Source organism: Micromonospora sp. DT231, from assembly GCF_049847025.1.
Taxonomy (GTDB): Bacteria; Actinomycetota; Actinomycetes; order Mycobacteriales; family Micromonosporaceae; genus Micromonospora.
Map to the genome: position 1 here is coordinate 646,581 of NZ_JBNCNO010000003.1, position 14,239 is coordinate 660,819.

The following is a 14,239-nucleotide window of genomic DNA, read 5'->3' on the forward strand; positions in this document are numbered from 1 at the left end:
GTGAAGCGCAGACCCGCGATCCTGGTCCTCGAGGACGGGCGCACGTTCCCCGGTGAGGCGTACGGCAGCGTCGGGGAGACCTTCGGCGAGGCGGTCTTCAACACCGGCATGACCGGTTACCAGGAGACCCTGACCGACCCGTCGTACCACCGGCAGGTGGTGGTGCAGACCGCCCCGCACATCGGCAACACGGGCGTCAACGGCGAGGACGACGAGTCCGGCCGGATCTGGGTGGCCGGTTACGTGGTGCGTGACCCGGCCCGGATCGGCTCGAACTGGCGGGCCACCGGCTCCCTGGAGGATCGCCTCGCCACCGAGGGCGTGGTGGGCATCAGTGGGGTGGACACCCGGGCGCTGACCCGGCACCTGCGCGAGCGGGGCGCCATGCGGGTGGGCATCTCCAGCGTCGACAACGACCCGCAGAGCCTGCTGGCCCGGGTCCGCCAGGCGCCGCAGATGGTCGGCGCGGACCTGTCCGCCGAGGTGAGCACCGCGCAGCCGTACGTCGTCGAGGCCCAGGGCGAGCACCGGTTCACCGTGGCCGCGCTGGACCTGGGCATCAAGCGCAACGTGCCGCGTCGGCTGGCCACCCGCGGGGTGACCACCCACGTGCTGCCGGCGTCGTCGAGCATCGACCAGTTGCTCGCCACCGGCGCCGACGCGATCTTCCTGTCGCCCGGCCCGGGCGACCCGGCCACCGCCGACGGCCCGGTGGCGCTGGCCCGGGAGGCGCTGCGGCGGGAGGTGCCGCTGTTCGGCATCTGCTTCGGCAGCCAGATCCTCGGTCGGGCGCTCGGCTTCGGCACCTACAAGCTGGGCTACGGCCACCGGGGCATCAACCAGCCGGTGCTCGACCGGGTCACCGGCAAGGTCGAGGTGACCAGCCACAACCACGGCTTCGCGGTCGACGTGTCGAGCCGCGAACAGCGGCTCGGCGCGGTCGACGTGCCGGGCACGGGTGCCGGCGCGGTCGTCCCCGACCAGGTGATCGACACCGACTTCGGCGGCGTACGGGTGTCGCACGTCTGCCTCAATGACAACGTGGTCGAGGGGCTGCGGGCCGTGGACGTGCCCGCCTTCACCGTCCAGTACCACCCGGAGGCGGCGGCCGGCCCGCACGACGCGGACTACCTCTTCGACCGATTCGCTGACCTCATCGAGGGCCGGACCCACAGCAGGGGGCGCAGCAATGCCTAAGCGGACCGATCTCAAGCACATCCTGGTGATCGGCTCCGGGCCGATCGTCATCGGGCAGGCCTGTGAGTTCGACTACTCCGGCACCCAGGCGTGCCGGGTCCTGCGCAGCGAGGGGATCCGGGTCAGCCTGGTCAACTCCAACCCGGCGACGATCATGACGGACCCGGAGTTCGCCGACGCGACATACGTCGAGCCGATCACCCCGGAGTTCGTGGAGCTGGTCATCGCCAAGGAGCGCCCGGACGCGATCCTGGCGACCCTCGGCGGGCAGACCGCGCTGAACACGGCCGTCGCCCTGCACGAGGCCGGCGTCCTGGAGAAGTACGGCGTCGAGTTGATCGGCGCGAACATCGACGCGATCAACCGGGGCGAGGACCGGCAGCTGTTCAAGGAGATCGTGGCGAAGGCCGGCGTACGCCTGGGCGTCGACGACCCGGCCGCGCTGGTGCCCCGCTCCCGGGTCTGCCACTCCATGGACGAGGTCGAGGCGACAGTCGCCGAGCTGGGCCTGCCGGTGGTGATCCGGCCGTCGTTCACCATGGGTGGCCTGGGCTCCGGCATGGCGCACACCCCGGAGGACCTGGCCCGCATCGCCGGCGACGGCCTGGCCGCCAGCCCGGTGCACGAGGTGCTCATCGAGGAGAGCGTGCTCGGCTGGAAGGAGTACGAGCTCGAGCTGATGCGCGACCGGCACGACAACGTGGTGGTGGTCTGCTCGATCGAGAACATCGACCCGATGGGTGTGCACACCGGCGACAGCGTCACCGTGGCCCCGGCCATGACGCTCACCGACCGGGAGTACCAGCGCCTGCGGGACCTGGGCATCGCGGTGCTGCGCGAGGTCGGGGTGGACACCGGCGGCTGCAACATCCAGTTCGCGGTCAACCCGGTCGACGGCCGGATCGTCGTGATCGAGATGAACCCGCGGGTGTCGCGCTCCTCGGCGCTGGCCTCGAAGGCGACCGGCTTCCCGATCGCGAAGATCGCCGCCAAGCTGGCCATCGGCTACACCCTCGACGAGATCCCCAACGACATCACCCTGAAGACCCCGGCGGCGTTCGAGCCGACCCTGGACTACGTGGTGGTGAAGATCCCCCGGTTCGCGTTCGAGAAGTTCCCCGGCGCCGACCCGGAGCTGACCACGACGATGAAGTCGGTGGGCGAGGCGATGAGCCTCGGGCGTAACTTCGCCGAGGCGCTGAACAAGGCGATGCGCTCGATGGAAACCAAGGCGGCGGGCTTCTGGACGCAGCCCGACCCGGCCGGCGTCACCCTGGCCGACACCCTCGCCGCGCTGCGGATCCCGCACGATGGCCGGCTCTACACCGTCGAGCGGGCACTGCGCCTCGGCGCGTCGATCGCCGAGGTCAACGAGGCGTCCGGCGGGATCGACAGGTGGTTCCTGGACCAGATCGCCGCGCTGATCGAGCTGCGCGCCGAGATCGTCGACGCGCCGGTGCTCGACGCCGAGATGCTGCGCCGGGCCAAGCGGGCCGGCCTGTCCGACCGGCAGCTCGCGGCGTTGCGCCCGGAGTTGGCCGCCGAGGACGGCGTACGGACCCTGCGGCACCGCCTCGACGTGCGCCCGGTCTACAAGACGGTGGACACCTGCGCGGCCGAGTTCGAGGCGACCACGCCGTACCACTACTCGTCGTACGACCTGGAGACCGAGGTCGTGCCGTCGGACCGGCCGAAGGTGCTGATCCTGGGCTCCGGCCCGAACCGGATCGGGCAGGGCATCGAGTTCGACTACTCCTGCGTGCACGCGGTGCAGGCGTTGCGGGCGGCCGGCTACGAGACCGTCATGGTCAACTGCAATCCGGAGACGGTCTCCACCGACTACGACACCGCCGACCGGCTCTACTTCGAGCCGCTGACCTTCGAGGACGTGCTGGAGGTCTGGCACGCCGAGGACTCGTCCGGCCGGGCGGCCGGCGGGCCCGGTGTGGTCGGGGTGGTCGTGCAGCTCGGCGGGCAGACCCCGCTGGGGTTGGCGCAGCGACTCAAGAACGCCGGGGTGCCGGTGGTCGGCACCTCCCCGGAGTCGATCCACCTGGCCGAGGAGCGGGGCGCGTTCGGCGCGGTGCTGGCTCGGGCCGGGCTGCGCGCCCCGGCGCACGGCATGGCCACGTCCTACGACGAGGCCAAGACGATCGCCGACGAGATCGGCTACCCGGTGCTGGTCCGCCCGTCGTACGTGCTGGGCGGGCGGGGCATGGAGATCGTCTACGACGACCCGACGCTGCGCGACTACATCGGTCGGGCCACCGACATCTCCCCGGACCACCCGGTGCTTGTGGACCGGTTCCTGGACGACGCCATCGAGATCGACGTGGACGCCCTCTGCGACGCCGACGGCGAGGTCTACATCGGCGGGGTGATGGAGCACATCGAGGAGGCCGGCATCCACTCCGGCGACTCGTCCTGCGCGCTGCCGCCGATCACCCTGGCGGGCTCGCACCTGGCCGAGGTCCGCCGTTACACCGAGGCCATCGCCCGTGGCGTCGGCGTCCGCGGCCTGCTGAACGTGCAGTACGCCCTCAAGGACGACGTGCTCTACGTCCTGGAGGCCAACCCGCGCGCGTCGCGGACCGTTCCGTTCGTCTCGAAGGCGACGGCGGTGCCGCTGGCCAAGGCTGCGGCCCGGATCGCCCTCGGCGCGCGCATCGCCGAGCTGCGCGCCGAGGGTCTGTTGCCCGCGACGGGGGACGGGGGCACGATGCCCGCCGACTCGCCGGTCGCGGTCAAGGAGGCGGTGCTGCCGTTCAAGCGCTTCCGCACCCGCGCCGGCAAGGGGATCGACTCGCTGCTCGGCCCGGAGATGAAGTCGACAGGCGAGGTGATGGGCATCGACACCAACTTCGGGCACGCCTTCGCCAAGAGCCAGTCGGCCGCGTACGGGTCGCTGCCGACGGCCGGGAAGATCTTCGTCTCGGTGGCGAACCGGGACAAGCGCGGCATGATCTTCCCGATCAAGCGGCTGGCCGATCTCGGCTTCGAGATCGTGGCGACCACCGGCACCGCCGAGGTGCTGCGTCGGCACGGCATCGCGTGTGAGCAGGTCCGCAAGCACTACCAGGCGGGCGAGGGCGACGACGCGGTGTCGCTGATCGGCGGCGGCCAGGTGGCGCTGGTGATCAACACGCCGCAGGGGTCGGGCGCCAGCGCCCGCTCCGACGGCTACGAGATCCGCAGCGCGGCCGTCACCGCCGACATCCCCTGCATCACCACGGTCCCCGGCGCGGCGGCGGCGGTCATGGGCATCGAGGCGCGCATCCGCGGCGACATGCAGGTACGCCCCCTGCAGGACCTGCACGCCATCCTCCGGGCCGCCCAGTGACCCTGTTCGAGCGGGCGGTACGGCCTCTGTTGTTTCGGGTCGGGGGTGAGGACGCCGAGGCGGCGCACGAGTGGACTCTGCGGCGGTTGGCGGCTCTGTCGCGGCGGCCGACCGCGCTCGCCGCGCTGCGGGCCCGGTACGCGGTCAGCGCGCCACGCACGGTGTTCGGCGTGCGCTTCCCCAACCCGGTCGGGTTGGCCGCGGGGATGGACAAGGACGGCGCGGCGCTGCCGGCCTGGCCGTCCCTGGGCTTCGGCTTCGTCGAGGTCGGTACGGTCACGGCGCACGCCCAGCCGGGCAACCCACGGCCGCGGCTGTTCCGCCTGCCGGCCAGCGAGGCCGTGGTCAACCGGATGGGCTTCAACAACGCCGGGGCCCAGGCGCTGGCCGCCCGGCTGACGGCGCTGCCCCGCCCGCTCGGGGTGCCGCTGGGCATCTCGTTGGGCAAGTCCAAGGTGACCCCACTGGACGAGGCGGTCGAGGACTACCTCGCCTCGTACCGGGCGCTTCGTGGCCACGGCGACTACTTCGCGGTGAACGTGTCGTCACCCAACACTCCGGGGCTGCGCTCCCTGCAGGACCGTACCCACCTGGACGCGCTGCTCGGCGCGTTGGTGGGGGAGAAGCCGGTGCTGGTCAAGATCGCACCCGACCTGACCGAGGCGGCGATCGCCGAACTGCTGGAGGTCTGCCTGGCCCGTGGCGCCGCCGGGGTGATCGCCACCAACACCACGCTGTCCCGGACCGGGCTGGCCACTGTGGACGCCGATCGCGGCGCCCAGGCCGGTGGTCTCTCCGGTCGGCCCCTCACCGGGCGGGCCCGGGAGGTGGTCGACTTCGTCCACCGGGAGACCGGTGGTCGGCTGCCGATCATCGGCGTCGGCGGCGTGCTCGACCCGGACGACGCGGCGCGGATGTTCGACGCCGGCGCAGCCCTGGTGCAGCTCTACACCGGCTTCATCTACCGGGGCCCGGCCCTGGTCCGCGCCGCCGCCCGCGCGGCGGCCGCCACGGCGGCACCGGACCCCGTCGGGGGCCGGTGACTGTCCCCGGTCCGGTGCTGGCCCGGCGCGGTCGGGCACCGAGTCCGCTGCGCGCCGAGGAGCCCTCTCCCATCCTTGCCCCTTTGCTCTGCACCCGTGGATGCACCACCCGGAGCGCTGCCGGACGCCGTGTCTCCAGCGGGAGCGTGACGCCCGGCCACCGGGTGTCGCGTCCGCGGGTGCAGAGCAAAGGCGGCGGCGGTGGAAGCGACGGCGGGGGAGGCGGCGTCGGCGAGGTTCGACCCGGCCGCAGGACGTCCGCTGTCCGGGCCGCTTGAGGCACGAAGGAGTACGCGTGACACCCGAGGAGATCCTGTCCGCCGATCGGGCCCACGTCTGGCATCCGTACGCCACGTTGCCACCGACGAACCCGCCGTACGTGGTGGAGAGCGCCGAGGGGGTGCGGCTGCGGCTGGCCGACGGGCGGGAGCTGGTGGACGGCATGTCGTCCTGGTGGGCGGCGATCCACGGCTACCGGCACCCGGTGCTGGACGCGGCGGTGACCGACCAGCTCGGCCGGATGAGCCATGTGATGTTCGGCGGGCTCACCCACGAGCCCGCCGTACGGCTCGCCCGGAACCTCGTCGAGCTGACCCCGGATGGTCTGGAACACGTGTTCCTGGCCGACTCCGGCTCGGTGAGCGTCGAGGTGGCGGTGAAGATGTGCCTGCAGTACCAGCGGGCCGTCGGTCGACCGCAGCGGCGCAGGTTGGCGACCTGGCGGGGCGGCTACCACGGCGACACGTTCCACCCGATGAGCGTCTGTGACCCGGAGGGCGGCATGCACCACCTCTGGGGTGACGTGCTGCCCCGGCAGGTGTTCGCCCCGGTCCCGCCCGGCGGCTTCACCGACCCGCCGGACGACGCGTACGTGGCGGCGTTGGCGGAGACCGTCGAGCGGCACGCCGACGAACTGGCCGCGGTGATCGTCGAGCCGGTCGTCCAGGGCGCCGGGGGGATGCGGTTCCACCATCCGGGTTACCTGCGGGTGCTGCGCGAGGTGACCCGGGCGCACGGGGTGCTGCTGATCTTCGACGAGATCGCCACCGGGTTCGGCCGTACCGGTGCGATGTTCGCCGCCGAGCACGCCGGGGTGACGCCGGACGTGCTGTGCCTGGGCAAGGCGCTCACCGGGGGCTACCTGACGCTCGCGGCGACGCTCTGCACCCCGGAGGTCGCCCGGGGCATCTCCGCCGCCGGCGTGCTGGCGCACGGACCCACGTTCATGGGCAACCCGTTGGCCTGCGCGGTGGCCAACGCCTCCATCGGGCTGCTGCGGGCCGGGGACTGGTCGGCCCAGGTGGCCAGGGTCGGTGCCGGCCTGCGCGCCGGCCTGGAGCCCCTGCGCGGTGCGCCCGGCGTGGCCGACGTGCGGGTGCTCGGCGCGATCGGGGTGGTCCAGCTCGACCACGACGTCGACCTCGGCGCGGCCACCGTCGCCGCGGCCGATCAGGGGGTGTGGCTGCGCCCGTTCCGCGATCTGGTCTACACGATGCCGCCGTACGTCACCGACGACGCCGACCTGGCCCGGATCACGGCCGGGGTGGCGGCGGCGGTGGCGGCCGGCTGAACCGCTTCGTCAACGGACACCCGGGAGGCGCTCCGCCGCCCGGCAGGAGAGAGGGAGTACCGGATGGAGAGCTTCGGAACCCGGCTGCACCGGGCGATCAGCGAGCGGGGGCCGCTCTGCGTGGGCATCGACCCGCATCCCGGTCTGCTGGCCGGCTGGGGCCTCCCGGACGACGTTTCGGGACTGGACCGGTTCGCCCGGACAGTCGTCGAGGCGCTCGGTGACCGGGTTGCGGTGGTGAAGCCTCAGTCGGCCTTTTTCGAGCGATTCGGATCCCGCGGAGTGGAGATCCTTGAGTCAACTATCCGACAGTTACGGAATGCTGGCTCGCTCGTTCTCCTCGACGTGAAGCGCGGCGACATCGGCTCGACGGTGCGCGCGTACGCCTCGGCGTATCTCGATCCATCCAGCCCGATGTATGTCGACGCGGTCACCGCGAGCCCCTACCTCGGAGTAGGTTCGCTGGCGCCGATGTTCGAGCTGGCCGCCGAGCACGGCGGCGGAGTGTTCGTGCTGGCCCTCACTTCCAACCCCGAGGGCGCGGCCGTGCAGCGGGCCCGCACGGCCGACGGCCGCACCGTGGCGCAAACCGTGATCGACGAGATTTCCCAGCTCAACCGGGGTGCGAGTCCGCTCGGAAGCTTCGGTCTGGTGGTTGGCGCGACCATCGGTGACACCGGTCACGACCTCTCCGACGTGCGGGGTCCGCTGCTCGCCCCGGGGCTCGGCGCGCAGGGTGCGGGTGCCGCCGATCTGCGTACCGTCTTCGGTTCGAGCCTCGCCTCGGTGCTCCCGTCGTACTCCCGGGAAGTGCTCTCGGCCGGCCCCGATGTCGACGCCCTGCGGGCCGCCGCGGACCGGGTGTTGGCCGACTGTCGGGCCGTTCTGCCTGCCCGGTGACTGACTGACGGGTCGGTCACCTTACGGTGATCATGCGGCCCCCACGTTGCCGAAAGCTCCGTTGGCCGCTAGTTTTCCCCGCGCTGGGAACCATGGACCCCTTGGTTCACAGCGACACCACGTTTCACAGATGCGGCGGTGCGCCCCGCCCGCCGCGATAGGGACCTGAGGAGAACTGGTGCCGCTCCCGTCACTGACCCCCGAACAACGCGCTGCCGCGCTCGAGAAGGCCGCGGAGATCCGCAAGGCCCGTGCTCAGCTGAAGGAGCAGCTCAAGCAGGGCAAGACCACTCTTGGTGCCGTCCTCGAGCGCGCCGAGAGCGACGACGTCGTCGGAAAGCTCAAGGTTTCGGCCGTCCTGCAGGCCATGCCGGGTATCGGCAAGATCCGGGCTACCCAGATCATGGAGAAGCTCAAGATCGCCGACAGCCGTCGCCTGCGTGGCCTCGGCGAGCAGCAGCGCAAGGCACTGCTTGGAGAGTTCGCCGCCAACTGAACCTGGCAGCGTGTAGAAACAAGCAGTGAGCACGGATGACGAGGCGCGCCCGGCTGCTCGGCTCACTGTCCTGGCTGGACCTTCGGGTTCCGGCAGGGAGAGTGTCGTCGAGTTGGTCCGGGCGCGTTCTCCGTCCGTGTGGATCCCGGTGCCGGCAACCACCCGCCCGCGCCGGGAGTCGGAGATCGACGGGGACGATCGCGTCTTCCTCGCCCCCGCCGAGTTCGATCGCCGGCTCGCCGTGGGGGAGCTGCTGGAGTGGTCCCGGATCGGCGGATACCGCCGGGGCACGCCCTACCCGCCGCTGCGGGCCCGGCTCGACGCCGGGCAGCAGGTGCTGCTCCCGCTCGACCTGCCGGGCGCCTCGCTGGTGCGGGCGCGCCTGCCCGCCGCGCGGCTGGTACTGCTGAGCCCACCCGGGTACGCACCCGACCCCGCCGTGACGGCCGCCTTCGCGCACACGCTGACCCACGACCGCACCGAGCGGGTGGTCGACGAGCTGGTAGGCTTACTCGGTTCTTCTTATCCGGACCCGGCCTGGTCGCGCGTGCGCGGCTGACCGCCGGCGCCGTTGAGACTCAGCACCGCGTGCGCGCGGCTCGAAAGACGCAGAGGTTAATTCGTGGGATCCATCGCCAACCCCGAAGGCATCACCAACCCGCCGATCGACGAGCTCCTCGAGAAGACGACGTCGAAGTACGCGCTTGTCATCTTCGCCGCCAAGCGCGCGCGTCAGGTCAACGCCTACTACAGCCAGCTCGGCGAGGGCCTGCTGGAGTACGTCGGCCCGCTCGTCGAGACCACCCCGCAGGAGAAGCCCCTCTCCATCGCCATGCGCGAGATCAACGCGGGCCTGCTCACCGCCGAGCCGACCGACCAGCCGTAAGCTCCCGCCGGCCGATGTCCGCCTCGATCGTCCTCGGGGTCGGCGGCGGCATCGCCGCCTACAAGGCGTGTGAGCTGCTGCGACTCTTCACCGAATCGGGCCACCGGGTTCGTGTCGTGCCGACCGCGTCGGCGCTCCGCTTCGTCGGGGCGCCGACCTGGGCAGCGCTCTCCGGCCAGCCGGTCGCCGACGACGTCTGGACCGACGTCCACGAGGTGCCGCACGTCCGGCTCGGTCAGCAGGCCGACCTGGTGGTGGTCGCGCCGACCACCACCGACCTGCTCGCCAAGGCCGCGCACGGGCTCGCCGACGACCTGCTGACCAACACCCTGCTGACCGCCCGCTGCCCGGTGTTGCTGGCCCCGGCCATGCACACCGAGATGTGGGAGCACCCGGCCACCGTGGCCAACGTCGCCACGCTGCGCTCCCGGGGGGTCCGGGTCATCGACCCGGCCGTCGGGCGGCTCACCGGCGTCGACACCGGCAAGGGTCGGCTGCCGGACCCGGCGGAGATCTTCGCCGTCGCCCGTCGGGTCCTGGCCCGGGGCGGGTCCGCGCCCGCCGACCTGGCCGGCCGCCGGGTGGTCGTCACCGCCGGTGGCACCCGGGAGCCGCTGGACCCGGTCCGCTTCCTGGGCAACCGCTCGTCGGGCAAGCAGGGGTACGCGTTCGCCCGCGCGGCGGTCGCCCGAGGCGCCCGGGTCACGCTGATCGCGGCCAACGTCTCCCTCGCCGACCCCGCCGGCGTCGACCTGATCCGGGTCGGCACCACCGCCGAGTTGCGGGAGGCGACGCTGAAGGCCGCCGTCGAGGCCGACGCGGTGGTGATGGCGGCGGCTCCGGCCGATTTCCGGCCGGCGACCTACGCGCCTGGCAAAATCAAGAAGTCCGACGACGGTGTCGCGCCCACCATCGAGCTCGTCACGAACCCGGACATCGCGGCGGAGCTCGGCCAGCGCAAACGGCCGGGGCAGCTGCTCGTGGTGTTCGCCGCCGAGACCGGCGATGCCGAGGCCAACGGCCGAGCGAAGCTCGCCCGGAAGCGGGCCGACCTGATCGTCATCAACGAGGTCGGCCCCGACCTGGTCTTCGGCGCCGACACCAACACGGTGACCGTCGTCGGCGCGGACGGCTCGGTCAGCCGGCTGCCCGAGCAGGCCAAGGAGGCCGTGGCCGATACCGTCTGGGATCTCGTCGTGGCGCGTTTGCCGGTCCGCTCCTGACGGGTGGAACAGAGCGCGACCGGTCCCTACACCGGCCGCAGTGGTGATTAGACTGCCGCGGAACGACCTCACACGCTTAGGAGTGCCGTGACACGCCGCCTCTTCACGTCCGAATCGGTCACGGAAGGCCACCCGGACAAGATCGCCGACCAGATCAGCGATGGCATCCTCGACGCGTTGCTGACCGAGGATCCACACAGCCGGGTCGCGGTGGAGACCATGATCACCACTGGCCAGGTGCACATCGCCGGTGAGGTGACCACCAAGGCGTACGCCGACATCCCGACGATCGTCCGCCGCACCATCCTCGACATCGGCTACGACTCGTCGAAGAAGGGCTTCGACGGGGCGTCCTGCGGCGTCAGCGTCTCCATCGGCGCGCAGTCCGAGGACATCGCGCAGGGCGTGGACAACGCCTTCGAGCTGCGTACCGGGGCGTCTGAGAGCGCGCTCGACGCGCAGGGCGCCGGCGACCAGGGCATGATGTTCGGCTTCGCCTGCTCGGAGACGCCCGAGCTGATGCCGTTGCCGATCGCCCTGGCCCACCGCTTGGCCCGCCGGCTGGCCGCCGTGCGCAAGGACGGCACGATTCCCTACCTGCGGCCGGACGGCAAGACCCAGGTGACGATCGAGTACGAGGGGCTGCGCCCGGTCCGGTTGAACACAGTCGTCGTGTCCAGCCAGCACGCCGCGGACATCTCGTTGGACTCGCTGCTGACCCCCGACGTGCGCGACCACGTGATCGCCCCGGAGCTGGAGAGCCTCGGTCTGGACACCGACGGCTACCGGCTGCTCGTCAATCCGACCGGCCGGTTCGAGATCGGTGGCCCGATGGGTGACGCCGGCCTGACCGGGCGCAAGATCATCGTCGACACCTACGGCGGGTACGCCCGCCACGGCGGCGGCGCGTTCTCCGGCAAGGATCCGTCCAAGGTGGACCGCTCCGCCGCGTACGCGATGCGTTGGGTCGCCAAGAACGTGGTCGCCGCCGGCCTGGCCGAGCGCTGCGAGGCGCAGGTCGCCTACGCCATCGGCAAGGCCCACCCGGTGAGCCTGTTCATCGAGACGTTCGGCACCGAGACGGTGCCGGTGTCCTCGATCGAGAAGGCCGTCGCCGAGGTGTTCGACCTGCGCCCGGCCGCGATCATCCGGGACCTCAACCTGCTCCGCCCGATCTACCAGCAGACCGCCGCCTACGGCCACTTCGGCCGGGAGCTGCCGGACCTGACCTGGGAGAGCACCGACCGGGCCGCCGACCTCAAGTCGGCCGCGGGAGCCTGACCGCCACCACGCGTAGCGACCGGCGACCCGCGGACGGGTCGCCGGTCGCGCGCGTCTGCGTGGATGTCGGACTGGCGCACCTGGACCGGCCGTTCGACTACCTGGTGCCGGCCGAGCTGGACGCGGTGGCGGTGCCCGGCACCCGGGTGAAGGTGCGCTTCGCCGGAAAGCTCGTCGACGGGTGGCTGTTGTCCCGCGCCGACGACTCCGGGCACACCGGCCGGCTCGCGTACCTGGAGAAGGTCGTCTCGCCGGAGCCGGTGCTGGCGCCGGAGATCGCCCGGCTGGCCCGCGCGGTCGCCGACCGGTACGCGGGCAGCCTCGCCGACGTGCTCCGGCTCGCCGTCCCACCCCGGCACGCCCGGGTCGAGAAGGAGCCCCGCGGCGACCAGTCCACCCCGGCGGACGCCGACGCACCGGCCGCCGATCCCTCGGCCGTGCGGCCCGGGCCCACCGTGTCCGCGACCATGGAGCCCGGGACCGTCGACCCGGCGACCGTGCGGCGGGAGCCCACCGCGTCCGTGACCGTGCGGCCGGAGCCCGTCGCTCCGGGGACTGCGGGGGCGGTCGACCCGCGCGGGTGGCGGGACTACCCGACGGGCCCGGCGCTGCTGCGGGCGCTCACCGACGGCCGGGCGCCCCGCGCGGTCTGGTCGGCGCTGCCCGGCGAGGACTGGGCGGCCCGCTACGCCGACGCGGTGGCCGCCACCGTCGCCGGCGGGCGCGGCGCAGTGGTCGTGGTGCCCGACGCCCGCGACCTGGAGCGGCTGGACGCCGCGCTCACCGGCGTGCTCGGCCCGGGGCGGCACGTCAGCCTCTCCGCGGCCCTCGGTCCGGCCCGGCGCTACCGGGCGTTCCTCGCCGCCCGCCGCGGGCACGTGCCGGTGGTGATCGGCACCCGGGCGGCGATGTTCGCCCCGGTGGACCGGCTCGGCCTCGTCGCCATCTGGGACGACGGTGACGACCTGCACTCCGAGCCCCGCGCGCCCTACCCGCACGCCCGCGACGTGCTGCTCACCCGCGTCCAGCTCGCCGAGGCCGGTGCGCTGGTCGGCGGGTACGCCCGCACCGCCGAGGCGCAGCTGCTGCTGGAGACCGGCTGGGCGCGGGAGGTGGTCGCCGAACGGGCCACCGTACGGGCTCGGATCCCGGCCATCGCGCCGACCGGCGACGACCCGCAACTGGCCCGCGACCCGGGGGCCGCCACCGCCCGACTGCCCAGCCTGGCCTGGACGGCCGCCCGCGACGCCCTGCGGCAGGACCTGCCGGTGCTGGTGCAGGTGCCCCGTCGCGGCTACCTGCCGTCGGTCTCCTGTGCCGAGTGCCGCACCCCGGCCCGCTGCGAGCACTGCTCCGGGCCGCTCGCGCTGCCCTCGGCCGGCGGCACTCCGGCCTGCCGGTGGTGCGCCCGGGTGGCCGCCGCGTACGCCTGCCCGCACTGCGGTGGACGGCGGCTGCGGGCCGCGGTGACAGGCGCCCGGCGGACCGCCGAGGAGCTGGGTCGGGCGTTCCCCGGTGTGCCGGTACGCACCTCGGGGCGCGAGGAGGTGCTGACCGACGTGCCCGGCGGCGCGGCCCTGGTGGTGACCACGCCCGGCGCCGAGCCGGTCGCCGAGGGCGGCTACGGCGCGGTGCTGCTGCTCGACTCGTGGGCCCTGCTGACCCGGGCCGACCTGCGGGCCGGCGAGGAGGCGTTGCGCCGCTGGCTGGCGGCGGCGGCCCTGGCCCGTCCGGCGCCGGCGGGCCGGGTGGTGGTGGTCGCCGACGGTGCGCTCGCCCCGGTGCAGGCGCTGCTGCGCTGGGACGCCGCCTGGTTCGCCGGCCGGGAGTTGGCCGAGCGCCGGGAGTTGGGCTTCCCGCCGGCCGTCCGGATGGCGAGCGTCACAGGCACGGCCGAGGCGGTGGCCGACCTGCTCGGCGCGGCCCGGCTGCCCGACGACGCCGAGGTGCTCGGGCCGGTGCCGGCCGAGGAGGGCCGGGAACGGATGCTGGTCCGGGTGCCCCGGGCCCGGGCTGCCGCGCTCGCCGAGGCGCTGCACTCGGCCGCCGGTGCCCGCGCCGCCCGCAAGGCCGCCGATCCGGTTCGTCTCCAGGTCGACCCGCTGAGCCTGTTCTGAGCAGTTCCGGTGGGTGCCGGCGGGCAGCGACCCCGGCCCGCGCGGCCGGCCCTCGCACACCGCGTCCGACAAAGCGGTGGCGGCGGAGTGGTAGCATCGCCCGTCATGCCAAGGCGTACGACGACTCCAGGTTGCGACGGAGCGTCACAGGCGCCGAGCTGGGGCCGCCGCAGGATGGCGCGACGA

General features: G+C 72.9%; 11 protein-coding genes. All 11 read left to right on the forward strand.

The genetic code is table 11. The features are described from left to right. The 11 genes from carA (at nucleotide 1) to ACPXBU_RS11200 (ending at nucleotide 14,053) form a co-directional block, all read left to right on the forward strand. Nucleotides 1–1,197 carry a glutamine-hydrolyzing carbamoyl-phosphate synthase small subunit gene (carA, locus tag ACPXBU_RS11150; RefSeq protein ID WP_393367995.1) on the forward strand — a complete coding sequence of 399 codons (1,197 nt, stop codon included), beginning with the start codon at nucleotides 1–3 and terminating at the stop codon, nucleotides 1,195–1,197. After that, nucleotides 1,190–4,537, forward strand: a complete 3,348-nt coding sequence (carB, locus tag ACPXBU_RS11155; protein WP_425757969.1) for a carbamoyl-phosphate synthase large subunit — start codon at nucleotides 1,190–1,192, stop codon at nucleotides 4,535–4,537. Before carA ends, carB begins: the two co-directional genes overlap by 8 nt. Continuing rightward, nucleotides 4,534–5,580: a quinone-dependent dihydroorotate dehydrogenase gene (locus ACPXBU_RS11160; RefSeq protein ID WP_425757970.1), complete on the forward strand. Its 1,047-nt coding sequence runs from the start codon at nucleotides 4,534–4,536 to the stop codon at nucleotides 5,578–5,580. Before carB ends, ACPXBU_RS11160 begins: the two co-directional genes overlap by 4 nt. 295 nt (nucleotides 5,581–5,875) lie before the next feature. Then, the gene (locus ACPXBU_RS11165; RefSeq protein ID WP_425757971.1) at nucleotides 5,876–7,150 is read left to right on the forward strand and encodes an adenosylmethionine--8-amino-7-oxononanoate transaminase; all 1,275 of its coding nucleotides are present in this window, start codon (nucleotides 5,876–5,878) and stop codon (nucleotides 7,148–7,150) included. 63 nt (nucleotides 7,151–7,213) lie between these two features. Further along, nucleotides 7,214–8,050: an orotidine-5'-phosphate decarboxylase gene (gene pyrF, locus ACPXBU_RS11170; RefSeq protein ID WP_425757972.1), complete on the forward strand. Its 837-nt coding sequence runs from the start codon at nucleotides 7,214–7,216 to the stop codon at nucleotides 8,048–8,050. 178 nt (nucleotides 8,051–8,228) lie between these two features. Further along, nucleotides 8,229–8,546, forward strand: coding sequence for an integration host factor, actinobacterial type (gene mihF / locus ACPXBU_RS11175; RefSeq protein ID WP_030335662.1), 318 nt, complete (start codon nucleotides 8,229–8,231; stop codon nucleotides 8,544–8,546). A gap of 25 nt (nucleotides 8,547–8,571) precedes the next feature. Beyond that, entirely contained in the window at nucleotides 8,572–9,105 is a 534-nt protein-coding gene (locus ACPXBU_RS11180) for a guanylate kinase (RefSeq protein WP_393367866.1), read from the forward strand. A gap of 63 nt (nucleotides 9,106–9,168) precedes the next feature. After that, nucleotides 9,169–9,432, forward strand: a complete 264-nt coding sequence (gene rpoZ, locus ACPXBU_RS11185; protein ID WP_007075826.1) for a DNA-directed RNA polymerase subunit omega — start codon at nucleotides 9,169–9,171, stop codon at nucleotides 9,430–9,432. A gap of 14 nt (nucleotides 9,433–9,446) precedes the next feature. Further along, entirely contained in the window at nucleotides 9,447–10,655 is a 1,209-nt protein-coding gene (gene coaBC, locus ACPXBU_RS11190; protein WP_425757973.1) for a bifunctional phosphopantothenoylcysteine decarboxylase/phosphopantothenate--cysteine ligase CoaBC, read from the forward strand. An 87-nt stretch (nucleotides 10,656–10,742) separates the two neighbouring features. Further along, entirely contained in the window at nucleotides 10,743–11,936 is a 1,194-nt protein-coding gene (gene metK / locus ACPXBU_RS11195; protein WP_357812654.1) for a methionine adenosyltransferase, read from the forward strand. Between the two features lie 59 nt (nucleotides 11,937–11,995). Continuing rightward, nucleotides 11,996–14,053 carry a primosomal protein N' gene (locus ACPXBU_RS11200; protein WP_425757974.1) on the forward strand — a complete coding sequence of 686 codons (2,058 nt, stop codon included), beginning with the start codon at nucleotides 11,996–11,998 and terminating at the stop codon, nucleotides 14,051–14,053. Nucleotides 14,054–14,239 lie beyond the last annotated feature (186 nt).

Excerpts from the sequence above, each read along its gene's own strand:
- coaBC (WP_425757973.1), top strand. The coding sequence starts at position 9,447 with ATGTCCGCCTCGATCGTCCTCGGGGTCGGCGGCGGCATCGCCGCCTAC.
- pyrF (WP_425757972.1), top strand. The coding sequence starts at position 7,214 with ATGGAGAGCTTCGGAACCCGGCTGCACCGGGCGATCAGCGAGCGGGGG.
- carB (WP_425757969.1), top strand. The coding sequence starts at position 1,190 with ATGCCTAAGCGGACCGATCTCAAGCACATCCTGGTGATCGGCTCCGGG.